The sequence below is a fragment of the Streptomyces sp. NPDC014801 genome (assembly GCF_043082085.1).
Taxonomy (GTDB): Bacteria; Actinomycetota; Actinomycetes; order Streptomycetales; family Streptomycetaceae; genus Streptomyces.
Map to the genome: position 1 here is coordinate 587,795 of NZ_JBIBXG010000001.1, position 22,806 is coordinate 610,600.

The following is a 22,806-nucleotide window of genomic DNA, read 5'->3' on the forward strand; positions in this document are numbered from 1 at the left end:
CGGCCGGACAGGGGAGATCAGGGCGGGGGCAAGGTGCGCGCCGCCGCCAGCAGCGGCTCCAAGGAGCGGATGGTGAGCTTGCAGCCCGCCTCCCGCAGCCGGCGCTCCTGCGTGGGGGTACGGGCCAGGCCCACGAACGGCAGCCCCAGCCGTCGCGCCGCCGTGAACTCCGACGGCGAGGAGCCGATCAGCACTGCGGCCGACGGCGGCCGGTCGCCCAGCGCCGGCAGCAGGCTCTCCGGGTCGGGCGTCACCAGCCCCGGATGCGCACCGCGCCCGTACACTCCGTCGAGCGGTAGCCCGTACGGCTCCAGATAGCGCCGTACCGCCGTCTCGCCGGCGTCGGAGACCACGCACACCCGGCGGCCGGAGGCGTGCAGGGCCCGGATCAGCGGCACGACGTGATGGGTGGTGGGCGCGTCCGGTACGGCCCGCAGCTCCAGCTCGTCCAGCCGCTCGCTCAGCAGCGGTCCGAGCCGGTCGTGGGCGAAGGTCCGCAGTACTTCCAGGGGGTGCACCGACGCCTCCCGCGTCGCCTCCACGGCCAGCGGACGACCCGTCAGCGCGTCCTCGGGGTCGCGGTGCTCACTGACCAGCGCGAGCAGGTCGAGCGCGGCCTCGCGGGCCGCCGCGGCGTTGAACAGCCGGGCGACCGGGCCGTCGAAGCCGACGAGCACGCTCGCCGCCCGCGCGAGCAGCTCGCCCGGCGGTGTGTCCGCCGTCACGGCCGGCGGCCCCGGGTCCGGCGCCGGCCCCCACGCCGGGGACAGCCGGACCGAGCAGCGCACCGCGAGGCCCGGGACCGGCCCGCGGCCCAGCGCGTCGCGCAGCGCCCGCTCCGCGCCGGCCGCCCGGCGCGTCGGGTGCCGGGCGGTGACCCGCGCCGCCTGCTCCCGCACGTGCGCCAGCAGCCGCCCGGCGACGTCCGAGGCCTGCGCGTGCACGAACGCCACGGGATCCTCCACCCGCCAGGACAGCTCCACCACGGCGGCGAACTCGCCCTTGCCCGAACTGGGCAGGTTCATCTCGTGCCGGCCCTGATGCGGCGTGAGGTCGACCTCGTAGTACGTCGTCACCCCCGCGGTGCCGGCGGGGCGGGCCGGGTCGAGGAGGGTGAGCGGACCGTCGGCGGCCAGGTGCACGAGCGCGGTGCGGCCGGGGGCGGGCATGCCGAGCGCCCGCAGGTCGCCGGTGATGAACGGCCCCCGCACGAGGTCCCCGCCGGGTGCGTCGTCCGCCGACAGCGGGCAGTACCAGGCCCGGGGCGGGGAGTCGGACCGGGGCCCGAACACCGGCCTGAACCGCGGGGGCCGCGCGGCGGCCGAACTGGCGGCGAACTGCTCGTACAGCCACGGCGGTACGGCGACGCCGCGCCCCGCGGGCAGCTGCTCGGGCAGGTCGTCGGGGGAGAACGCCACCCGCAGCCGGGGCCGGCCGGCGAGGACGTCGGGAAAGGTGCGCACGACGGCGGCCAGGAGCGGGAGGAGGGAGACGCCTGGGTCGACGCGCACGAGGTAGCCGTCCGGCCGGGCCGTCATCTCGTAGTGCTGGGGGGCCAGCGAGCGGGACAGCACGTCGTGCACGGCGGCTTCGAGGGTGATGCGCGCCTCGGGACGGCCGGTGAGGGAGTCGGTCAGGAAGGAGAGGGTCTGCGGGAGCCGCTCCCCGGCCGCGTCCTCGGCGAGCCGGCGGACGCTTGCACGGCTGACGTGCGCGAACGGTTCGCCGTCCACGTGGGCCGGCCGGCCGGACGCCGTGGGCGTGGACGCGCGGAACTCGCCCGGGGCGCGGCCCGCCGCCGTGTCAATCAACCCGCCGACCCGCTCCAGGAGTTCGGTCGTGCGGCCGCGTGCCGAGCGGGGCAGGCCGCGCAGCAGCAGCTCCCGCACGCCCGGCCGGAAGGCGTAGCAGCCCGGCGGGCCGAGCACCGTGGTGAGCATGCCGCTGAGGATGACCTCGGCCAGGTGCTGGGGGCGCGGATCGGGGTCCACGGCCCGCTGCACCAGCCGCATCACCGGCAGGTGCGGGCGGCCCACGGCCAGGTGGGAGGCGAGCCGAACCGCCTCCGGGGACGCCGTCGCGCGAAAGCGCAGCACCAGCTCCTCCGCGGACAGCCGGGAGACGTCGGTGCGCTCGCCGGCGTCGGCGGGCAGCGGCCGGCCCAGGACCGCGCCGGCGGCCGGGACCTCGGTGCGTCCGGGCGCGGCCAGCAGCGCCGCCCAGTTGGCCAGCCAGCGCGGCCCCGGCTCCAGCACCGGCAGCACCACGGCGGGGTCCGCCTCGTAGGGGTCGGGCGGCTCGTACGGGGTGAAGGTCAGCGCGGCCGCCGGGGCCGCCGGGTGCGGCGCCGACAGCCGGCCCGGGACGGTCGGCAGGGCGGTGTCCCGCCACAGGTGTTCCGGCAGGGGCTGGAGGACGGCCAGCGGCATCCGGGCGGCCCAGCGGCGCAGGGTGGCGTACCAGCGGCTGCCCGCCGGGCCCTGGCGCCACTGCGGGCCCATGCAGTCGCTGACCAGCAGCAGGACGGTCCGGCCGTCGGCGGGCGCGGCCGGCCCGTGGACCGTGCCGTCGGCGTCCGCCCGCAGGACCGTGACGTCGCGGAACAGGCCCGACTGGGCGAGCGTGGCGTGCAGTTCGCGCACCAGCGGCCGCCACACCGGCATGGTCGGCCCGGCGTCCGCCACCAGGTGCAGCCGCAGCCAGCGCTCGCGGACCGGGCGCAGCACCGGCAGCCACCAGTCCGGGCCGGCGCCCAGCCGGGCGATGCGTTCGGCGGTGGCCCGCTCGTCGAGTTCCCGGCCGGTGGGGGCGTCGACGCGGCGGCCCAGCGGGCGCAGCGCGCGCTGCAGGGCCAGCGGGTGCGGCAGCATCGGCGGCGCGGGCGCCAGCAGCGAGGCGTGCGGCGCGAGGGGCGCGCCGGGCGCGGGCCGCGGGGCGGGCAGGTGCAGCGGGGCGCGCGGCGGGGCCTCCGGCGGCTCCTCGTCCGTGGACGGCGGGGGCGGCTGCGCGCGGGGCGGCTCGGGCTCGTCCCCGGCCGGCTGGTCCCGGGCGGGCTCGTGCGGCGGCGGTACGGGGGTGGGGGCCGCGTCGTCGGGCGGGCCCATCCGCCGGGCCAGCCAGAGCAGCTCGGCCAGCTCCAGCGCGGTCGGGCGCGGACCGCCCGCCGCCTCGGCCAGGACGTCGGCGAGACGGGCGAGCGCGTCCGGCAGCGGCCGCGGGTCAGAAGACATCGGCCTGCGCGCCCTGGCCCAGATACGGCATCAGCCGCTCCGCCAGCTCGTCCAGGGACGTGACGTCCAGATCGGCCGAGCGGGCCAGGTAGATCGCGTTCAGCAGCTGGTCGGTGGCCAGGTCGCCGGCGCCGGCCCGGGACAGGAACCGGTCGATCAGCCGCCGCGCCTGCTCGTCCGGCTCTCCCAGGTGGGCGCGGACGATCCCGGCGAGGTGCTCCTCGTCCGGCTGCCTCAACCGCAGCGTCACGCAGCGGCGCAGGAACGCGGGCGGGAACTCCCGCTCGCCGTTGCTGGTCAGCACCACGAACGGGAAGGCCCGGCAGCGCACCCGGCCGCGCTCCACCGGCACCCGCGCGTCGGTGCCGTCGATCATCACCTGGGCGCGGCCGTCGGGTGCGTGCCGGGCGGAGCGCACCAGTTCGGGGATCTCGTACTGGCCCTCCTCCAGCACGTTCAGCAGGTCGTTGGGCAGGTCGAGGTCGCTCTTGTCGATCTCGTCGATGAGCAGGGCGCGCGGGCGGGCGTAGGGGAGCAGGGCGGTGCCGAGGGGGCCGAGGCGCAGATGGTGCTCGATGCCGGCGTCCGCCGCCTGCGGGCCCTGCCGGGCGGCGTACAGCCGGGACAGCGGGTCGTACTGGTAGAGGCCGTCGTGCAGGGTGGAGCGGCTGGTGATGTTCCAGCGCAGCACCGGGCCGAGCCGCAGCTCGCGCGCGACCGCGTACGCCAGCGACGACTTGCCGGTGCCGGGCGGGCCGGTCACCAGCAGCGGGCGGCGCAGGTAGAGCGCGGCGTTGACCAGCTGGACCGTCTCCCCGGTGGCCTGGTAGGTGGCGGCGCGGTGGGTGCGGTCGGGGGAGACGGCGGCGGTGTCCTCGCCCTCGTCCGGCACCGGCAGCACGGGGGCGCCGTCGAAGGCCCGCCAGGGCGGGGGCGGCGGCAGCCGGTCGATGCCGTCGTGCGGCGCGCTGGTGCCGGTGTAGACGGGCCACAGGGGCATGGGTGCGTCTCTCCAGGGTGGTTCGGGGTCCGGGGGCGGATGCCGGGCCGGCCGGGGCGGCGTGGGGGCCGTCGGGCGACCGGGGGCGGCGGCGGGGCGGTCAGGCGACCGGGGTGTGCAGGCTCGCGGCGGGCTCCGGGAAGCAGCGCGGGTCGTCCCACAGCAGTTGCAGCTCGCGCGCCCAGTGCCCGCCGGGGTCCTCGGCGTCGGCGGCGAGCCTGAGCGTCTGGACGTGCCGGGGGAGTTCGGCGGGCGGTACGCCGGTGAGGGACGCCGTCAGCTCGTCGAGGAACGCGCTGCCCGGGCACGGGCCGTCGTGCCCGGCGCCGGGGCAGCCGGTGCGCCGCCACAGCAGGACGGGCACCGGAACGGTCAGCGACACCTCGAAGTGCTCCCGGGCCGCCGCCGGCGGCGTCGCGAACCCGGCCAGCTGCGCGTCGCCGTCCCAGAGCCGTTTGCGCAGGCCGCCGGGGCGCTCGCGGGTGCCGCACTCCACGCGGTGCACGCTCGCGCCCGGCGAGGCGTCCAGCTTCTGCCACTTCTTGCGCAGCTGGTGGCGCAGCCGTCCGCTGCGGTGCCGGGCCCGGTCGGTGACCACCAGCGGGTAGGCGCAGCCCAGCGGCGTGCTGTCGTACTCGCTGCACTCCCAGCTCGCCACCGGCTCGTTCAGCCACTCGCGCGGCAGCACGAACGTCACCAGCTCCTCGGCGTCCGGGGCGAGCTGGTCGGCGGCCTCGTCCAGGCGCTGCTGGACGTAGGCGCGCACCGCGTGGGTGGGCAGCCGGCGCGCGCCGACGGACCGGCGCCGCCCGTCGCGGTACGCGGACACCTCCACGGTGACCTGATCGGGTCCGGCGCCGCTGTGGTCGATCTCCACGACGACCGGCGACCAGGCGGCGGCCGGCGGGGGCGGGTCGCCGGGTCCGGGCCGGGGCCCGTCGAGGAGTTCCTCCAGCCGGTCGGCCAGCCGGGTCGCGGCCTCCGGCTCCGGCACCTCCCACTGCACGTACGCGGCCACCGCGGACAGCGAGGGGAAGCCGCCGGGCGGCAGCGGCGGCCCGAACGCGCCGACGGCGTCGACGTACAGCCGGTTCGCGTCGCAGGCGCGGCCCTCGCTCTCCACCCGCCGCACCAGCGTGTACAGCCGGCGCAGCGCCTGAGGCCGGTGACCGGTGGGCACCAGCTCGCCGAGGCCGGGCCAGTGACGGGCCATGACGTCGGTGGGCAGCATCCGGCCCACCCGGACGTCCCGGCCGCCCGCGACGGCCGCCACCATGCCGACGACCGAGCCGTCCGCGAGCGTCACCGCCGCGCCGCTGAACCCGGCGGCCAGCGGCTGCCCGTGCCCGGTCAGCGCCTCCAGCTGCACCCACTCGTCGGAGATCCGCGGGCCCGGCAGCGCCCGGTAGGAGGCGAGCATGCCCTCGTCGTAGCCGCGCGGGAAGCCGTAGGCGACCAGCTCGCGGGCGCCGTGCTCGGCGCCGGGCGGCGCGAACCGGGCCGGGGCGAGCGCGACGTCCTCGGTGAGCTCCAGCACCGCCAGGTCGCCGGGGTCGGCGGGCCCGCCCCGCCAGCCGCCGCGCACGGTCACCGCGGCCGGTAACTCGCCCAGCGGGCGGGAGTTGGGGAAGGCCACGGTCACCGGGTCGGTGTCGGCGCAGCGCACCACGTGGGCGCAGGTGAGGACGTGGCGCGGCGAGACCAGGAAGCCGGCGCCCACCTCCGTGCCGCAGACGACGCGGGCGTGCCATGCGGTGCCGCTCATGCCGGGGGCTGCTGCGGCGCCGGGCGCTGCGGGCCGGGTCGGGGGTCGGTGTGCGGGCCGGGTTGTGGGTCGGTGTGTGAGGCAGACTGCGGGGCGCCGGACTGCGGGCCGGGCTGCCGGGCGTCGCCGGACGGCGGGGTGTCGGGTCCCGGTCCGCCCGGCGACCAGCTCAGCTTGACCACCAGGTGGGCCTCCGCGGCGCCCTTGGCGATGACCGCGCCCGCCTCCGCGCTCATCTTCACGCCGAACTCCAGCTCCACCGCGTCCGGGCGGAGCGCGCCGTCCCGCAGCACGCGCAGCGCGGACTCGGCCGCCGCGCGCACCCCCGCCAGGGAGTTCTCGAAGGTGCGGGTGGCCTGCGCGGTGCCGCCGCGGGAGACGAGCCGTGCGCCGGCCGCGTCCTCCACGCCCTCCACGACGACCCGGGCGCCTTCCTCGGTCGTGAACTCCACCAGTTCGTCCATCGTGCCGCCAACTCCCCCGTGCCGCTTCGACCTTGCCGCCTCCCATTGTTACGGACGGTGCCGGTGCGGTGTACCGGATTGCCGCGCCCGTCACCGGACGTCTGGCGGGAACCCGCCAGGGCAGCTTTCCGCCTCCTCCCGCCAACTCCCGCGCACCACACGCCACCTGACACTCTTCGGACACACGACGAAGAGAGGCGTGGATGAGCAGAGGACCAGTCAGACGCGGGGCGACCCTCCTGTCGGCCGGGCTCGTGATCGCCCTGCTGCCGGCGGGCACGGGCCGGGCGGCCGACGACGCCCCGAGGACCACCGCACGCACCGCGGACGCCGGCGCGGCGGACGCCGCACGCACCGCGGACGCCGCCCGTACGGTCACCCTCGTCACCGGCGACCGGGTGACCGTCACCGACGTCGGCGGCGGGAAGAAGACCGTCACCGTGGCACGGCCCCGGGGCGCCACCGGGGCGGTGCGCACGCGCAGCGCCAACGGCGAGATCAGCGTCGTACCGGACGAGGCGCTGCCGTATCTGCGGGCGGGCACCCTCGACCGGCGGCTGTTCGACGTCAGCGCCCTGATCCGGCAGGGGCTCACCGACGACCGCACCGGCGCCCTGCCGCTGATCGTCACCCACCCCAAGGGCGTGCGGGCGGCGGCCGTGCCGCGCGGCGCCGCCCGGGTGCGGGCCCTGCCCAGCGTGCGCGGCGACGCCGTGCGGGCGGACAAGGCGCACACCCGCACCTTCTGGCAGGCCGTCACCCGGCAGGGCGGCGTGGACAAGGTGTGGCTCGACGCCCGGGTCCGCGCCGACATGGCCGAGAGCAACGCCCAGATCGGCACCCCGCACGCCTGGGAGGCCGGGCTGACCGGCAAGGGCGTCACGGTCGCCGTCCTCGACAGCGGCGTCGACACCGGCCACCCCGACCTCGCGGGCCGGGTGAGCGCCACCAAGAGCTTCGTCGAGGCACAGGAGGTCGCCGACCGCAACGGGCACGGCACCCATGTCACCTCCACCGTCGGCGGCAGCGGCGCCGCCTCCGGCGGCCGGGAGAAGGGCGTCGCCCCGGAGGCCACGCTCGCCGTCGGCAAGGTGCTCAGCGACCAGGGCTCGGGCAGCGAGTCGCAGATCATCGCCGGCATGGAGTGGGCCGCGAAGGACGTCCACGCCAAGATCGTCTCCATGAGCCTGGGCTCGACCGAGCCGAGCGACGGCACCGACCCGATGGCCGAGGCCGTGAACACCCTCTCCCGCGAGACCGGCGCGCTCTTCGTCGTCGCCGCGGGCAACACCGGCGCCCCCTCGTCCATCGGCTCGCCCGGCGCCGCCGACGCCGCGCTCACCGTCGGCGCCGTCGACTCCGCCGACCAGGCCGCCTACTTCACCAGCGCCGGGCCCCGCTCGGGCGACAACGCCCTCAAGCCCGACCTGTCCGCGCCCGGCGTCGACATCCTCGCCGCCCGCTCCGGGCTCACCGCCGGCAGCGGCCCGTACACCTCGATGAGCGGGACGTCGATGGCCACCCCGCACGTCGCGGGCGTCGCCGCCCTGCTGGCCCAGCGGCACCCGGACTGGAGCGGTGCGCAGCTCAAGGACGCGCTGATGTCCACCTCCCGGCAACTCGACGCCTCCGCGTACCAGTTGGGTGCGGGACGGGTGAGCGTGCCGGACGCCATCGACGCGCGGGTCACCGCCACCGGCAGCGCCGACCTCGGCTTCCACAGCTGGCCCTACCCGGCGAACAAGCCGGTGACCCGCACCCTGACCTACACCAACTCCGGTGACGAGCCCGTCGCGTTGCGGCTGTCGGTCACCGGCGCGCCCGAGGGGGTCGCCACCCTCGCCGGCACCGCCCTCACCGTGCCCGCGCACGGCACCGCCTCCACCACGGTCACCGGCGACGGCTCCCGGGCCCCCGTCGGCACCACCAGCGGGCAGATCGTCGCCGTCGACGCGAACGGCACGCCCGTCGCGCACACCGCGTTCGGGCTGGTCAAGGAGGAGGAGCGGTACACGCTCACCGTGCACGTCACCGACCGCGACGGCGCGCCCACGGCCGCCGACCTGGCCGTGCAGCAGCTCGCGGCGGGCGTCGACGCCTTCCCCGCCCACGTCGGCGACGGCGGCACCCTCAAGCTCCGGCTGAAGCCGGGGACGTACAGCCTGACCTCCTTCCTCGACGTGCGCGGCAGCCACGGCGCCGACTCCCGCGGCCTCGGCTTCCTCGCCGTGCCCGAGGTCGTCCTGGACCGCGACCGCGAGGTCACCCTGGACGGACGCGCCCTGCGGGAGGTGAAGGCCGACGTCCGGCGGCGCACCGAGACGCGGCAGCTGCTCATGGAGTACGACCGCGCCGGGGGCGGCTCCGACCTGTTCGGCGCGGTCCAGGTGCCGGTGAAGTACGACAGCGTGTTCGCGGCGCCCACCCGGAAGGTCACCCAGGGCACCTTCGAGTACCGGACCGTGTGGCGGCTGGGCAAGCCGCTGATGGAGGTCCGCGGGGTCGGCGAGGCCGTGGCGCAGCCCGGCGGGGCGCTCACCGACGGCCGGCTGCGGCTGCCGCTGGCCGACGTCGGCGACGGCCCGTTCACCGGCGTCGCCGGCAAGGCGGTCCTCGCCCGGCTCACCGAGGGCACGGACCCGGTGGCCCTCGCGCAGGCCGCGCAGGACGCCGGGGTGAAGGCCCTGTTCGTCACCGACGACGCGCCCGGCCGCCTGAACGCCTGGTGGGGCGCCGACGACGGTGGCGACCGGCCCTTCCCGATCGCCACGCTGAACACCGCCGACGCCCGCCGGCTGCGCGCCGAGGGACGCGTGGACCTCACCGTCACCCGCAACACGCCGTACCTGTACGACCTGTCCGAGGGGCACCCGGGCGCGATACCGGACCGGGACCTGACCTACGCGCCCGGGGAGCGCGGGCTCGCCGCCGTCGGGGTGCGGTTCCACGCGGCGAAGCCGGTCTCCGGGGGCGAGTTCCGCTACTCGATCACCGGCACCTTCCCGCTCGGCCTCGGCTTCCAGGAGCGCGCCGACTTCCCGGCCGAGCGCACCGACTACGTCTCCACCGGTCCCGGTCAGCTCTGGCACGAGTCGGTGACGGCCGCCGACGGGGCACTGGAGGAACGCAGCGGGCTCGTCGCCTACCGGGGCGGCACCCGGCCGGAGCTGAACTGGTTCCGGCCGGTGTGGCACCCCTGGCTCGGCACCGGCCTCGGCTGGGGACAGCAGCGCACCGGCAACCAGCTGCGGTTCAACACGCCCGGCTGGGGCGACTCCGGGCCCGACCACACCGGCTTCGGCGACGTGTGGAGCGAGGACAGCGGCATGAGCCAGACCACCTCCGTCCGGCTCGACGGCACGCTGGTCGACGAGGGGACCGGCTCGACGGCGTACGTGTGGGACGCGCCCGCCGACGAGCACACCTACACGGTCGTCACCGAGACGGACCTGGACGGCGCCCGCTGGGGCCGGGCCACGCGGGGCCGCTCCGAGTGGACCTTCCGCTCGGCCGCCACCCCCGAGGACCGCGCCACCTTCCTGCCGCTGATCAACCTCGCCTACGACCTCGGCACCGACCTCGCCGGCGACGTGCGGGGCGGCAGCCGTGTCCCGGTCGGACTGAGCGCCTCCTACGTCGAGGGCGCGCCCGGCACGGGCACGCTCGGCGGCGGCCGGCTCGAAGTGTCCTACGACGACGGCCGGACCTGGCGGCAGGTGCCCCTGGACGGCTCCGGGGCGTCCTGGCGCGGCACGCTCACCGTGCCGCGCGGCGCCGCCTCGCTCTCGCTGCGGGCCTCCGCCCGTGACGACCGCGGCCGTTCGGTGCGTCAGGAGATCGTGCGCGCGGCGGGTGTGAGGTAACCCGCCGGGGATACACGAAACGGCGGCGCCGCCTCCCTGGGACGGGGAGGCGGCGCCGCTGCGCTGCTTCGGGCCGAGGGCCCCGGCCTCAGACCAGCCAGCCGATGAAGTGGACCAGGCAGGCCAGGGCGTCGGTGAGCAGGTTCATGATGGTGCAACTCCTTGCAGTGGTGCTGTGATGTGGGACCTGTGCGTCAACTACGGTCTGCAGCCCGTCGCTTGCACACCGTAAGTATCGCTGGCCCCGGCCGTCACCGTCGCTCTCAGGAGTGACGATCACCTGTTCCAGGGAACACCTGATCGCCTGTTCGGATCACCCCGAGTTCCGCCAACTCCTGCGGTGTGATGCGCAGTTGACCGGCCGTCGCCTCGACCTCTCCCGGCGGCCGCTTCAGGATCGCCGCCGCGAGCTCCGGCGCGATGACCGAGAAGTAACTGTCCGGCGTGGCCCAGGTGTTGCCCGGCGCCGCCAGTGCCAGCGCGCCGCCCGAGCCGCCCTCCCCGATCACCAGCGTCGTCACGGGCGTCCGCGCCGCCGCCACCGCCGCGAACACCTCCGCGATCGCCGGGCCCGCGCCCTGCCGCTCCGCTTCCGCGTCGTTGGCCGCGCCCGGCGTGTCCACCAGCGTCAGCACCGGCACCCCGAGCCGGTCCGCGAGCCGGATCAGCCGGGCCGCCGTGCGGTACCCGGCCGGCCGGGTCGCCGTACCGGTCTGCGCCGCGTAGGCGACCGTCCGCCCCTCGTGCTCACCGAAACCGCAGAGCACGCCGTCCGGGTCGGCGCCGCCGCAGCGGTCGCCGGAGATCTCCACGCGGTGCGTGAAGTAGGCGTCCAGATACGCCCGCGCGCGGGGCCGGCGTGGATCGCGGGCCCGCCGCACCGCGTCCCAGCCGGACGCCGGCAGTTCCCGCGCGCCCAGCGCCGCCGGCACCGGAGCGGGCGCCTTCGACGGGCGGGTCAGCAGCCGCAGCCAGCGCCCCAGCACCGCCCGCAGCTCGCCCGGCTCCACCACCGCGTCCGCCGACCCGGCCGCCACCTGCGCCTCGGCCGTGTACGCGGCCGGGTCGGCGTCCGGCGGCCGCACCCGTGAGCCCGCGAAGCCGACCTGGGCGCCCGGCAGCGCCAGCACCACGTCGGCGCCCGCGCCGAGCGTCGCCCAACCGCCACCGGTCGTCGGATCGCGCAGCACCGCGATCTGCGCCAGCCCGGCCTGGCGGGTGAGCTCCGACTGGCGGGCCACCCGCTGGAGCTGGGTGAGCGCGAGCATGCCCTCCTGCATCCGGCTGCCGCCCGTCGCGACCAGCGGCACGACGGGCAGCCGGTGGGCGCGGGCGTGGGCGTACGCGGCCTCCAGCCGGTCGCCGGTGCGCTCGCCGAGCGAGCCGCCGAGGAAGCCGAACTCGAAGGAGATCAGCACCGCCCGGGTGCCCTCGACGCTGCCCGTGCCGCAGACGACGGACTCTTCCTCGCCGGTGCGTTCGGCGGCGCGGGCGTGCTGGGCGTCGTACCCCTGCCAGCCGAGCGGGCCGTCGGGCCGCCACCGGCGGGCCGGGGGCGCGAGTTCGGTGAAGTCGTCGGTGACCAGGGCGAGGGCCGCGCGGGCCGAGAGGCGCTCAGTCATCGGCCAGGGCCCGCTTCATGATCTTCCCCATGTCGTTGCGGGGGAGCGCGTCGAGGTAGCGGACCGTGCGGGGCCGCTTGTGCGGGGCGAGCCGGCGGGCCACGTGGTCCGCCAGCTCCCCGGCTCCCGGCGGCGCCCCGGGATCGGCCGGGACGATCCACGCCACGACCCGCTCGCCCAGGTCCGCGTCCGGCTCTCCGGTCACGGCGGCCTCCCGCACCCCGGGGTGCTCCAGGAGCGCGTTCTCGATCTCCCCGGCGCCGATCTTGTACCCGCCGCTCTTGATGAGGTCGGTGGCCTTGCGCCCGACGATCCGGACATAGCCGTCGGGGTCGCGCACCGCCATGTCCCCGGTGCGGAACCAGCCGTCGGCGGTGAACGCGGCCGCCGTCGCGTCCGGCCGGTTCAGATACGCGGTGAACAGGTTCGGGCCGCGCACCTGGATCTCCCCGACGCTCTCCCCGTCGTAGGCGGTGATCTCCGAGCCGTCCTCCTCCACCAGCCGCAGCTCCACGCCCGGCAGCGGCACCCCCACCGTGCCCGCGCGGGCCTCGCCGTCGGCGCGGACGCTGGTGTTCATCAGCGTCTCCGTCATGCCGTATCGCTCGATGACCCGCCGCCCGGTGGCCGCCGCGATCCGCTCGTGGTCGTGCACCGGCAGCGCCGCCGAACCCGACACCAGCAGCCGGGCCCCGGCCAGCGCCTCGGCGAGCCGCGGGTCGCCGGGCAGGGCCTCGGCGATGCGGTGGTACATCGTCGGCACGCCGAAGAACATGGTGGCGCCGCCGCCCAGCTCCCGGGCAACCCCCTCGGTGTCGAACCGGCCGAGGTGGCGCACCTGGCCGCCGCGCCGCAGCGGGCCGAGGACGCCCAGCACCAGGCCGTGCACATGGAACAGCGGCAGCCCGTGCACCAGCACGTCCGCGCCGGTCCACTGCCAGGCGTCGGCGAGCGCGTCCAGGGTCGAGGCGATCGCCCGGCGCGGGAGGACGGCACCCTTTGGCGGGCCGGTGGTGCCGGAGGTATAGACGACCAGCGCCGGATCACCCTCCGAGGCGCCGCGGTCGTCGGGCACCGGACCGGCGGCGCGCACGTCGACGTCGACGCGCTCCAGGTCCGCCAGCGGCGCCGGGAGCCGGTCGCCCGGCGCCGCCAGGACCAGGGCGGGCGCGCTGTCGGCGAGGATGTGCCGCAGCTCCTTCTCACCCGACTTCGGGTTGAGCGGCACGGCCGCCGCCCCGGCGAGCAGCACCCCCACCACCGCCACGGCCGTCTCCAGCGCCGGCGTCGCCCACACGGCGACCCTTCCCCCGCCGCCCGGGCCCCCGGCCCGCACCCGCTCCCCGACGGCCCCGGCCGCCGCGGCGAGTTCCGCATACGTCAGGGCCCGCGCACCGAAGCGCAGGGCGACCCGCTCGCCCGGATCACCCGTCAGGGCAGGAAAGAGGCAGGACACGGGAGAGACTCCTTCGGTCGGGGACACCAGCGTCTTCCTACCCCATGGAGGTGATCAGGCAGTCGCCTCCACGACGTCGGCCACGACACAGCTGACGTTGTCGGGGCCCCCGGCGTCGTTGGCCGCCGCCACCAGGGACCGCACGGCGTCGCGCGGGGACCCGGCGGCCGTGAGCAGTTCCCGGACCCGCTCCTCGGGCACCACGCCGTACAGGCCGTCGGAGCACAGCAGGTACCGGTCGCCCGGCCGGGCGTCGTGCAGCCGCAGGTCGGGGGCCGCGGAGACGTCCGGGCCGAGCGCCTTCAGCAGCAGGGAGCGCTGCGGGTGGCTCGTCGCCTCCTCCTCGGTCAGCCGGCCCTCGTCCAGCATCGACTGCACCAGCGTGTGGTCGTGCGTGATGCGGAACAGCGCGCCCTCGCGCAGGACGTAGGCGCGCGAGTCGCCGATGTGCACCAGCGCCAGCTGCCCGCCGCCCGTCCACAGCAGCGCCGTCAGTGTCGTGCCGGCCTCCTCGGGGCCCTGGGCGGCGTCCCGCACCGCCTGCGTGGCGCCCTGCAGGGCGTCCTCCAGCACGGTCAGGACGCTGCCCGCGGGCAGTTCGGCGCTGTCCAGGAAGCGCAGCGCCTCCACGGCGGCGCTGCTCGCGGGCCCGCCCGCCGGTCCGTACCCGTCGGCCACGGCGAGCAGCCGCCGGCCCGCGTGGGCGGTGTCCTGGTTCGCGGGGCGCACCAGGCCCCGGTCGGAGTGGGCGAAGTGGCGCAGTTCCAGCATCGCGGTGTCCTTCCTCGCTTCGGCGGAGAGCTGTTCGACGAGGAACGCGGCGAGGTCGCGCCGGGCCGCCGTCTCCGCCTCGATCCGCGCCCAGAAGGCGCGGATCTCACGGGCGGCGGCGTCCGGCGGCAGCGGGCGGATCCGGCGGATGTCCGCGAGCGGCATGCCCAGCCGCCGCAGCCACGCCACCAGCCGGGCCTGCTCCAGCTGGCCGGCGGCGTAGTAGCGGTAGCCGGTGTGCGGGTCCACCCGCGCGGGCCGCAGCAGCGCCAGCTCGTCGTAGAGCCGCAGTGCCTTCGGCGACAGGCGGCACGCCTTCGCGAACGCGCCGATCGTCAGCATGTCCCGCGTGGGATCCATGACCACCCCTGTCTCGCTCGTTCCCGCCACCGATGCTGGGGCTTCACCGAAGGGGAAGGTCAAACCCGTTGTCCCGGTTGCGGCCGGCCCGGTTAGCCTGCGGAGCGTTTCGCCGTCGTACGAGAGGATGCGCCGTGCCCCGAATAGCCCTCGCCACCTACGACCCCGGAGCCCGGCCGAGCAAGGACCGCGATCTGCCCGTGCTGGTGGAGGCGCTGCGGGCGGCCGGGGCGGACGCCGTGGCCGCGCCCTGGGACGACCCGGACGTCGACTGGGCCGGCTTCGACATGGTCGTCGTCCGGTCCACCTGGGACTACAGCTGGCGGGCCGCCGAGTTCTCGGCGTGGGTGCACAAGTGCGGCACGCTCACCCGGGTCGCCAACCCGCCCGAGGTGATCCGCTGGAACGCCGACAAGCGCTACCTCGGCGAGCTCGCCGCGGCGGGCGTGCCCACCGTCCCCACCCGCTATGTCGCCCCCGGTGAGGCGGCCGGCCTGCCCCGCGACCACGAGTACGTCGTCAAGCCGGTGTCCGGCGCGGGCGCCCGCTTCGCCGCCCGCTACACGCCCGGCGAGCACGAGACGGCCGCCGCGCATGTGGCGCGGATGCACGACGAGGGGCTGACCGCGATGGTCCAGCCCTACCTCGCGGACATCGACGTCACCGGGGAGCGGGCCCTGCAGTTCTTCGGCGGGCGGCTGCTGCACGCGAGCCGCAAGCGGGCGGTGCTCGCGCCCGGCACGGCGTACGACGCGGAGAAGGTCGCCCACCCGGACCTGCAGGTGTGGCAGCCGGCCGAGGCCGAACTCGCCGTCGCCGAGCGGGCGCTGGCCGCGGTGCCGGGCGCGCCCGAGCTGCTGTACGCGCGCGTGGACCTGGTGGACGGGCCGGACGGCCGGCCGGTGGTGATGGAACTGGAGCTGGTGGAGCCCAACCTGTTCCTGTTCCTGCACCCGGGGTCGGTGCCGCGGGTGGCCGAGGCGATCCTGACGGAGGCGGGGCGGCGTCCGTAGGGGTGGGGCGTCCGTAGCGGTGGGGGCGGTGGCTGGCGCCCGTGGGGGTCGGGTGCGGTTCGTTTGTGGTCGGGCGGGGTCCGGTCGTGGTCGGGCGGGTCCGCGTGGCTGGGCGGGGTCCGGTCGTGGGGGCGTGGGACGGTCGTCCGGGGGCCGGTCGCGGCGGGCGGGGCCGTCGTGCCCGTCAGTTCCGCGTCGCCCGGCCCGGGCCGCCGGTCGCCGTGCGTTGCAGCAGGCCCCAGGTGAACTCCGCGACCACCTCGTGCGGCGTGCCCTGCGCGTCGGGGGCCGTGAAGGCCAGGCCCCAGCGGGTGGGCGCGGTGCCCTCCAGCGGGCGGGCGGGGGCGAAGGCGCGGGCCACCTCGTCCACCGTGCACGACCAGGGGGTCAGGTCCTCCAGGGTGCGCAGGGCCGGGCCGGGCGCGTGCGGGGCGCGGACCAGCCATTCGTTCCAGACGGCGCCGCGCGGGCCGACGAGCACCTCGAACCGCAGGTCGGGCCAGAGGGGGAGCGGCCACTGCCAGGCGACGCACTCCAGGTCGCCGATCGTGCGCTTGCCCTCGGACTCGGGGGCGCCGAGGACCGAGCGGTACCGCGAGGCCGCCGCCCGGGAGCGGGGGGAGCGGACCATCGCCTGCCAGCGCTTGTTGGCCTCCCGCATCTCGGCGAGCGTGACGCCGAGGGTGCGGCGGGCGTCGTCCACGAGCTGTGGATTGTGGTCGGCCATGCGGCGCAGCAGCACCAGCTGGAAGTCGCGGACGGTGAAGGGGTGCGCGGGGCGCTTCGCGGAGGACGGCATGCCCCCATCGTCCGGGACGGGAACGTGCGCTCCTCGCCATTGCCCGCGCGAACGGAGTATGACTAGCCTGTGTTCGTCATGCCGACCGCCTGTTGAAATATCGAACGCAGGCTTACTGACCACAAGGGAGGGGGCCGGTCGTGGGACGCCTCGTACCTGCCGTGACCCGGGCTCTCGACATTCTGGAGCTCTTCCTCGACGGGGACGGCACGCTCTCCGCCCCCGACATCGTGCGCCGGCTCCAGCTGCCGCGCACCACCGTGCACGAGCTGGTCACCACGCTCGCCGCCCGCCAGTACCTGGTCCCCGTCCCCGGTCAGCCCGGACGCTACCGGCTCGGCGTGCGCCCCTACCAGCTCGGCGCCCGCTACGCCGAGCAGCTCGACCTCGCCGCCGAGGGCCAGCAGGTGGCCCGCGCCGTCGCCGAGACCTGCGACGAGACCGTGCACGTGGCGATCCTGGAGGGCACCGACGTCATCTACATCGCCAAGGTGGACTCCACCCACGCGGTGCGCATGGTGTCGGCGGCCGGGCGCCGGCTGCCCGCCCACTGCACCTCCGTGGGCAAGATGCTGCTGGCCTCCCTCCCGCAGCAGGAGCTCGCCGCCCGCGTGCCGGACGACGCCGAGCTGGTCGCGATGACCCCGAACAGCATCACCGATCCGGCCGCCCTGCGCGAGGCCCTCGCCGAGATCCGGCAGCGCGGGATCGCGGTCGAGAGCCGCGAGTCCAACCCGGACGTCTCCTGCGTGGCCGCGCCCGTGCGCGACCGCACCGGGCAGGTGGTGGCCGCGCTGTCCATCTCCGTGCCGATGATCCGCTGGAGCGAGGAGCGCCGCGCCGAGCTGGAACAGCTCGCCGCCAAGGGCGCCGCCGAGCTGTCGGAGCGCCTGGGCCACCGGAGCGCGGTGTGAGCGCGCCCGCGTACGAGGTCGCCGTGCGGGCCGAGGCCACCCTCGGCGAGGGACCCACCTGGGACGCGGCCACCGGCCGGCTGCTCTGGCTGGACATCCTCGGCTCCCGCGTCCACACCTACGACCCCGCCACCGGCCGGCGCACGGTCCGCACCACCGAGCAGCACGTCGGCACCGTCAAGCCGCGCGCCGGCGGCGGGCTGGTGCTCAATCTGCGCGACGGCGTCGGCCTGCTCGACGCCGACGGCACCTTCCGCTGGCTGCACCACGAGCCGGTGCCGGGCCGCCGCGCCAACGACGCCGCCGTCGCCCCCGACGGCGCGCTGTGGGCGGGCACCATGCGCTACGACGAGGCCCCCGGCGGCGGCACGCTGTCCCGGATCACCGGCGACGGCACGGCCGAGGTCGTCCTGGACGACGTGGCGGTGAGCAACGGCACCGGCTGGAGCCCCGACGGCCGGCTCATGTACTACATCGACTCCCCGACCCGCCGCGTCGACGTCTTCTCCTACGCCGACGGACGGGTGGACGACCGGCGTCCGTTCGCGCGGATCGAGGAGGGCGCGGGCTTCCCCGACGGCCTGACGGTCGACGCCGACGGCTGTGTGTGGGTGGCGCTGTGGGACGGCGGGGCGGTGCGCCGCTACACGCCCGACGGCCGCCTGGACCGGGTGATCACCCTGCCCACGCCGCGGGTCACGGCCTGCGCGTTCGGCGGCCCGGACCTGACGGACCTGTACGTCACGACGGCCCGCGTGGGCCTGACGGCCCCCCACCCGACGGCCGGCTCCCTCCTGGTCGTCCCCGGCGCGGGCAAGGGCCTGCCCCAGCCGGCGTTCCAGGGCTGAGGCGGGGGCCCGGCGGGGCCGACGGGGGCGCGCGGGGCCGGGAGTTGCCGGGCAGCCTCGCTCAACGTGCGCAGTGAGCACGGGAGTTGCCCGGCGGCCCCACCCATCTCCCGTACGGCCCAGGTCCCGTACGGCCCAGCTCCCGTACGCGCCAGGCTTGCGTGCCCCCCCGTCCGCCGGCTCGCCCCGGTGTCTACGCCCGCTCCGCCAATTCGCCCCCCGTACGGTCCAGTTCCGTCAGGATCTTCCGTTCCGCCGGGGTCATCGGCGGGCCCGACAGGGGCGGGAGCAGGGGGCCCGTCAGGGCGGCCAGGACGGCGTCGGGGCGCAGGAGGCGGGTCGGGCCCGTGCGCAGGCTGGTGACGTCCCACAGGACCTTCGCCGCCTCGTGGGAGGACGTGGCCGAGCCGGTCAGACGGCGGGAGTAGCGGGTGATCAGGCGGTCGCCGAGGCCGGGCCGGCCGCCGCGGACGTCCGGGAACCAGATGTCCTGGCCGACCGCCGACGCCCAGGCCGCCTCCACCGCCCGCGCCGCCCGGCGCTGCACCCGCCGCGCGAGGCCCGGCGCGCCCACCCCGCCGCGCTCCAGCTCCCGCAGCAGCCCCACGGCGCCCTGCGCGGCCACCGACATGCCCTGCCCGTAGGCCGGGTTGAAGGTCGCCACGGCGTCGCCGAGGACCACCAGCCCCTCCGGCCACCGCCGCACCCGCTCCAGATAGCGCCGGGTGTTCTTGGTGCTGCGGCTGACGTGCACCTCGCCCAGCGGCTCGGCGCCGGAGATGAGCCGGCCGACGATGGGGTGCGGCAGGTCGAGCGTGTACCGCAGGAAGCCCTCGGGGTCGGCCGGCGGCTCCCCGCCGCGGGTGCCGGCCAGGGACACCATCCAGCGGCCGCCCTCGATGGGCAGCACCATGCCGCTGCGGCCGGGCCGGGACACGTACGGGTTGGCCTGCACGACGGTGAGCGGGAAGTCCTCGGCGCCCGCGGGCGTGCGGTACAGCCGCGTGGCGTTGACGAGCCCGGCGTCGACGGTCTTCTCGCGTACGTCCGGCACGCCGAGCTCCGCCAGCCAGGCCGTGATCCGCGACCCGCGCCCGCCGGCCTCGACGACCAGGTCGGCGGTGAACTCCTCGCGCCCGCCGTCCGTTTCGACCCGTACGCCGCGCACCCGCTCGCCGGACCCGGCCAGTCCGAGCACCCGCCCCTGCACGATCCGCACCCCGGCCCGCTCCCGCACCAGGTCGCGCACCAGCCAGTCCAGCAGCGCCCGGCTGCAGGTGACCATGCGCGGCCCGCCGTCGCGCCAGCGCCGCAGCCACCCCTCGGGGGTGAGGGCGAGCATGCCCGAGCCGAGGGGCACCTCGTGCGCCCCGGCCGCGAGCAGCGCCCCGCGCACGCTCACGCCGGGTATCAGCTCCTCCATGGCGGCCAGGCCGCCCGGCATGAGCAGGTGGGCGTGCCGGCCCTGCGGCAGCCCCTTGCGGTGGTCGGGCCCGTCGGGCAGGTCGTCCCGCTCCACCACGACCACCTCGTCCACGGTGGCCGACAACGCCGCCGCGGCCAGCATCCCTGCGAGACCGGCTCCGATGACGACAGCTCTGTGCGGCATGGGGCTCCTTGGGTTCGGCGAACAGGAGTTCAGTGAGGGGAGGCGGCCCTTACCGTACCCGCGCGCCCGCCCGCACCGAGGGGGGAACGGGACAGCGCCCGCGCCAGTTCCACCAGTCCGCTGGTGCCGGGCACCTCCGTGGCGTGCAGCCGGTAGGGGCTCGGCGCGTCCAGCGGGGGCTCGTGCGCGGCGGCCCGGCGGATGGCGGCGGCCAGCATCGCGGCCTCCGCCTCGATCCGGGCCTGGTGGGCGCCACGGCCGGCGCGCAGCGCCTCGTCGAGGGCGCGCACCCGCACCCGTTCGTCGAAGTAGGGGGCCAGCGAGAGCAGCGCGTCGTGGATGGACACCTCCCGCCAGCGCAGCCGTTCCTGCGGCAGCCACCACCAGCAGGCCTTCGGCTTCGGTGCGGTGGAGGCGAAGCGCACCGCGGACCACAGCGGGCGCAGCGTGCGGTTCTCGCCGTATCCGCGCCACTGCGCGAGGAGGGCGGGCAGCGCCCGGGGCAGCACGAACCCGACGGAGCAGATCAGCGCGCCGAGGGAGGCCATGGGCGGGGCGACGGTCGTGGACAGGAAGTCCAGGTCGTGTCCGGACCAACGGGCCACCACGGCCGCGTACTTGGCGGCCTGGAAGCCCAGCAGGTCCAGCAGCGCGCCGGCCAGGATCAGCCGCAGCCCGGTGCGCAGCAGGCCGGTGACCTCGCGGCCCCACTTCACGCACACCGCGCACATCGCGAGCATGGCCGCGCTGTGCCCGAGCAGGTAGAGCAGGATCATCTCGCGCAGGCAGGGCGTGGTCGCGTAGTAGGTGTCGAGGTCGGTCAGCCGCTCGGTGCGGGCGTCGGCGAGCGCGAACAGCACGACGATGGCGACGATCACGGCCGCGTAGGCGGCGACGCAGCGCAGCACCAGCCGCCGCACCCGCTCCCGTGAGCCGCCGCGCCAGTTGACGAGCAGGATCAGCAGGGAGCAGCTGTAGGCGGAGAGCATCCCGTAGGTGAGCGGGGCGCCGAAGTTGGGGATGCCGGTCAGGTCGTTGACCGCGGACAGCGTCAGCGGGGCGGCGCACACGAAGACGAGGGCGCCGAGGACGATCGCCACGCAGGTGGACAGGGTGAGCGGGTGGCGCAGGGCGGTGCGGGGCCGGCGGAACAGCAGCAGGGAGGACAGCCCGAAGACGCAGGCCGCCAGGTAGACGACGAGGCTCATGCCGGCCGCACTCCGTCCACGGCACGCGCCCGCCGCCGTACGGCGGCGACGAGCGGTGAGGCGGCCAGCGCGTCGGCGATACCGGCGAGGTCGGCGATCTGGGTGCGGTCGGTCGTTCCCGCGGGGCCGGCGATCCGCGCGGGACCGGCGGGCCCGGCCCCGGACAGGCCCGTGCCGCCCGGCGCCTCGCCCGGCGGCGTTCCCCCGCCGGGCCGCGCCGGACCGGCCGCCAGGGGCGGCACCGCGGGCAGCGACGCCACGGCAGGCACCGCCGGCAGGGGCGGTACGACCGTCAAGGGCGTCCGCCCCGGCCTTGTCGCCGCCATCTCCTCCCGGTCGCGTCGCGCCGCCTCCGCGATGACCGCCGCCCAGGCCGTCACACGGGCGCGGGCCGGGTCGCCGGTGGCGTGCAGGGCGGCCTCGTGGGTCTCGGCGTACAGCAGAGGGTCGTAGGAGCCGTCCAGATGGCCGAGCGCGTTGTGGATGCTGGTCTGGCGCCACATCAGCCGGGTGGGCGGGGTGGCCCAGCGCGGCCGGGGCAGCCGCAGGGCGTGCCGGCTCAGGACGTCGTCCAGCTCCCGCTCCAGCGGCGCGAGCCGCGTGTACGCCCGCCCGGCGCGGCGCCACTCGGCGAGCCGGGGCCCGGTCAGCGGGATCAGGATGCCGACGGCGGTCAGCAGCGCGCCGAGTCCGGCGGCCGCCGGGGAGACGCCGGTGTCCAGCGCCGTCCAGTGGTGCCCCGACCAGCGCGCGGCCACCGCGACGAGCTTGGTGGCGCTGTAGCCGGCGTTGCCCAGGGTGCCCACGCCGAGGACGAGGAGCCCGGCGCGCAGCCAGCCCGTCACCTGCCGGGCCCAGGAGAGCGCGGAGACCAGGGTGACGGTGGCGGCGGTGAGGTGCGCGACCAGGTAGAGGACGATCATCTCGCCGATGAACGGCGTCGTCGCGTAGTAGGTGTCCAGGTCGGTGCGCCGCTCCACGGGCGCGTCGCCCAGCGCGAACATCACCCCGATGCCGACGACGACGCCCGCGTAGGCGAGGGTCCACCGGCGCGCGGTGCGCCGTACGTCCGGGCCGCCCCGCCAGCGCACGATCAGCACCTGGGAGGCGGCTCCGTACGCCGTGATCGCGGCGTACGTCAGGGGCGCGGCGAGGTTGGTGACGCCGCCGAGGCGGTTGACGGCGCCGACGGTGGGCGGTGCGCCGAGGAAGAAGCACAGCCCGGCCAGGCCCAGCACCGCGCAGATGGCCCGCAGATAGGGGTCGTGCCGGTGCCGCACCAGGTCCGGGGCCTTCACGGCGAGCCCGAGCCACAGCACGCCGCAGCTGACGTAGTTGGTGAGGCCGTTCATCCGCGGGTCCCGCGGTAGTTGAGGGCGGCGCCGATGCGGCCGGCGAGGTCCTCGGGGCCGCCGGGGCCGGCGGCGAACACCGAGTCGGGGGGCGCCTCCAGCCAGGCCCGCAGCCGGCGGCCCATCAGCATGCCGAAGCGGTCGGCCTCCTGCTCCTCTGCGAGGCTGAAGTCGGTGCGGGCGGCCACCGGCCGCGGCAGCTCGCCGAGGGCCCCGGGTTCCTCCTCGCGCCGGTTCATGTGCCAGACCTCGTGGCAGAAGATGACGATCTGGTGCCACACCGCGGCCCGCCGGTCGACGACCACGATGTCCTGCCCCTCCCGCTCCAGCCACAGCCCGCTCGCGGTGTGCGGCGGGAAGACCTCGCGGCGCACGCTCACCTCGCGGCCCCGCCAGGCGCTCACGGACTCCACGAGCGCGGCGAACAGCGTCTCGGCGTCCGTGGGCAGGGGCACCCGCATGGGGTCGATGAGGGCGTCAGCGAGCCGACGCATCTCCTTGCTCGTACGCCAGGTACGCACTGTTCTCGGCA

General features: G+C 76.4%; 16 protein-coding genes. 4 read left to right on the top strand and 12 right to left on the bottom strand.

Annotated elements, in window-relative coordinates; genetic code table 11:
* Positions 1-17: 17 nt before the first annotated feature.
* From ACF1AL_RS02560 to ACF1AL_RS02575, 4 genes are all read right to left on the bottom strand, one after another.
* Positions 18-3,230, bottom strand: a complete 3,213-nt coding sequence (locus ACF1AL_RS02560; protein ID WP_391825363.1) for an SAV_2336 N-terminal domain-related protein — start codon at positions 3,228-3,230, stop codon at positions 18-20.
* Positions 3,220-4,230: an AAA family ATPase gene (locus tag ACF1AL_RS02565; protein ID WP_391825364.1), complete on the bottom strand. Its 1,011-nt coding sequence runs from the start codon at positions 4,228-4,230 to the stop codon at positions 3,220-3,222. The genes ACF1AL_RS02560 and ACF1AL_RS02565 overlap by 11 nt, the downstream gene beginning before the upstream one ends.
* Positions 4,231-4,330: 100 nt before the next feature.
* A complete protein-coding gene (locus tag ACF1AL_RS02570) occupies positions 4,331-5,995 on the bottom strand; it encodes a trypsin-like peptidase domain-containing protein (protein ID WP_391825365.1) in 1,665 nt (554 codons plus the stop codon).
* Positions 5,992-6,459 (bottom strand): CU044_2847 family protein, encoded by a 468-nt coding sequence (locus ACF1AL_RS02575; RefSeq protein ID WP_391695039.1) that lies wholly within the window; start codon positions 6,457-6,459, stop codon positions 5,992-5,994. Before ACF1AL_RS02575 ends, ACF1AL_RS02570 begins: the two co-directional genes overlap by 4 nt.
* A gap of 203 nt (positions 6,460-6,662) precedes the next feature.
* Between ACF1AL_RS02575 and ACF1AL_RS02580 the strand changes: the two genes are divergently transcribed.
* A complete protein-coding gene (locus ACF1AL_RS02580) occupies positions 6,663-10,322 on the top strand; it encodes a S8 family serine peptidase (RefSeq protein ID WP_391825366.1) in 3,660 nt (1,219 codons plus the stop codon).
* A 263-nt stretch (positions 10,323-10,585) separates the two neighbouring features.
* On the opposite strand, the gene ACF1AL_RS02585 is transcribed toward ACF1AL_RS02580, so the two are convergent.
* Genes ACF1AL_RS02585 through ACF1AL_RS02595 form a run of 3 tightly spaced genes read right to left on the bottom strand, consistent with a single transcriptional unit; the run spans position 10,586 to position 14,531 of the window.
* Entirely contained in the window at positions 10,586-11,944 is a 1,359-nt protein-coding gene (locus ACF1AL_RS02585; protein ID WP_391825367.1) for a carboxyl transferase domain-containing protein, read from the bottom strand.
* Positions 11,937-13,400 carry an acyl-CoA synthetase gene (locus tag ACF1AL_RS02590; protein ID WP_391825368.1) on the bottom strand — a complete coding sequence of 488 codons (1,464 nt, stop codon included), beginning with the start codon at positions 13,398-13,400 and terminating at the stop codon, positions 11,937-11,939. Before ACF1AL_RS02590 ends, ACF1AL_RS02585 begins: the two co-directional genes overlap by 8 nt.
* A 54-nt stretch (positions 13,401-13,454) precedes the next feature.
* Positions 13,455-14,531 (bottom strand): MerR family transcriptional regulator, encoded by a 1,077-nt coding sequence (locus tag ACF1AL_RS02595; RefSeq protein ID WP_391825369.1) that lies wholly within the window; start codon positions 14,529-14,531, stop codon positions 13,455-13,457.
* Between the two features lie 134 nt (positions 14,532-14,665).
* Here ACF1AL_RS02595 and ACF1AL_RS02600 point away from each other — a divergent pair, with 134 nt between their 5' ends.
* Complete coding sequence (locus tag ACF1AL_RS02600; RefSeq protein ID WP_391825370.1) at positions 14,666-15,544, top strand: RimK family alpha-L-glutamate ligase; 879 nt, start codon at positions 14,666-14,668, stop codon at positions 15,542-15,544.
* A 184-nt stretch (positions 15,545-15,728) separates the two neighbouring features.
* Here the strand turns inward: ACF1AL_RS02600 and ACF1AL_RS02605 are convergent, their stop codons facing one another.
* Entirely contained in the window at positions 15,729-16,343 is a 615-nt protein-coding gene (locus ACF1AL_RS02605) for a hypothetical protein (RefSeq protein WP_391825371.1), read from the bottom strand.
* Positions 16,344-16,483: 140 nt separating this feature from the next.
* Between ACF1AL_RS02605 and ACF1AL_RS02610 the strand changes: the two genes are divergently transcribed.
* Positions 16,484-17,257, top strand: a complete 774-nt coding sequence (locus ACF1AL_RS02610; RefSeq protein ID WP_384209100.1) for an IclR family transcriptional regulator — start codon at positions 16,484-16,486, stop codon at positions 17,255-17,257.
* Positions 17,254-18,105, top strand: coding sequence for an SMP-30/gluconolactonase/LRE family protein (locus ACF1AL_RS02615; RefSeq protein WP_391825372.1), 852 nt, complete (start codon positions 17,254-17,256; stop codon positions 18,103-18,105). The genes ACF1AL_RS02610 and ACF1AL_RS02615 overlap by 4 nt, the downstream gene beginning before the upstream one ends.
* A 193-nt stretch (positions 18,106-18,298) precedes the next feature.
* On the opposite strand, the gene ACF1AL_RS02620 is transcribed toward ACF1AL_RS02615, so the two are convergent.
* The 4 genes from ACF1AL_RS02620 to ACF1AL_RS02635 are packed head-to-tail and all read right to left on the bottom strand — an operon-like array spanning position 18,299 to position 22,768.
* Complete coding sequence (locus ACF1AL_RS02620) at positions 18,299-19,714, bottom strand: FAD-dependent monooxygenase (RefSeq protein WP_391825373.1); 1,416 nt, start codon at positions 19,712-19,714, stop codon at positions 18,299-18,301.
* A 29-nt stretch (positions 19,715-19,743) separates the two neighbouring features.
* Positions 19,744-20,922, bottom strand: a complete 1,179-nt coding sequence (locus ACF1AL_RS02625; protein WP_391825374.1) for an MAB_1171c family putative transporter — start codon at positions 20,920-20,922, stop codon at positions 19,744-19,746.
* A complete protein-coding gene (locus ACF1AL_RS02630) occupies positions 20,919-22,274 on the bottom strand; it encodes an MAB_1171c family putative transporter (protein ID WP_391825375.1) in 1,356 nt (451 codons plus the stop codon). Before ACF1AL_RS02630 ends, ACF1AL_RS02625 begins: the two co-directional genes overlap by 4 nt.
* Entirely contained in the window at positions 22,271-22,768 is a 498-nt protein-coding gene (locus tag ACF1AL_RS02635) for a toxin (RefSeq protein ID WP_391825376.1), read from the bottom strand. Before ACF1AL_RS02635 ends, ACF1AL_RS02630 begins: the two co-directional genes overlap by 4 nt.
* Positions 22,769-22,806: the final 38 nt, after the last annotated feature.

Coding starts and splice junctions, on each gene's coding strand:
- ACF1AL_RS02635 (WP_391825376.1), bottom strand. CDS start 22,768: ATGCGTCGGCTCGCTGACGCCCTCATCGACCCCATGCGGGTGCCCCTG.
- ACF1AL_RS02620 (WP_391825373.1), bottom strand. CDS start 19,714: ATGCCGCACAGAGCTGTCGTCATCGGAGCCGGTCTCGCAGGGATGCTG.
- ACF1AL_RS02630 (WP_391825375.1), bottom strand. CDS start 22,274: ATGAACGGCCTCACCAACTACGTCAGCTGCGGCGTGCTGTGGCTCGGG.
- ACF1AL_RS02580 (WP_391825366.1), top strand. CDS start 6,663: ATGAGCAGAGGACCAGTCAGACGCGGGGCGACCCTCCTGTCGGCCGGG.
- ACF1AL_RS02595 (WP_391825369.1), bottom strand. CDS start 14,531: ATGGATCCCACGCGGGACATGCTGACGATCGGCGCGTTCGCGAAGGCG.
- ACF1AL_RS02585 (WP_391825367.1), bottom strand. CDS start 11,944: ATGACTGAGCGCCTCTCGGCCCGCGCGGCCCTCGCCCTGGTCACCGAC.
- ACF1AL_RS02605 (WP_391825371.1), bottom strand. CDS start 16,343: ATGCCGTCCTCCGCGAAGCGCCCCGCGCACCCCTTCACCGTCCGCGAC.
- ACF1AL_RS02560 (WP_391825363.1), bottom strand. CDS start 3,230: ATGTCTTCTGACCCGCGGCCGCTGCCGGACGCGCTCGCCCGTCTCGCC.
- ACF1AL_RS02575 (WP_391695039.1), bottom strand. CDS start 6,459: ATGGACGAACTGGTGGAGTTCACGACCGAGGAAGGCGCCCGGGTCGTC.
- ACF1AL_RS02625 (WP_391825374.1), bottom strand. CDS start 20,922: ATGAGCCTCGTCGTCTACCTGGCGGCCTGCGTCTTCGGGCTGTCCTCC.
- ACF1AL_RS02570 (WP_391825365.1), bottom strand. CDS start 5,995: ATGAGCGGCACCGCATGGCACGCCCGCGTCGTCTGCGGCACGGAGGTG.
- ACF1AL_RS02565 (WP_391825364.1), bottom strand. CDS start 4,230: ATGCCCCTGTGGCCCGTCTACACCGGCACCAGCGCGCCGCACGACGGC.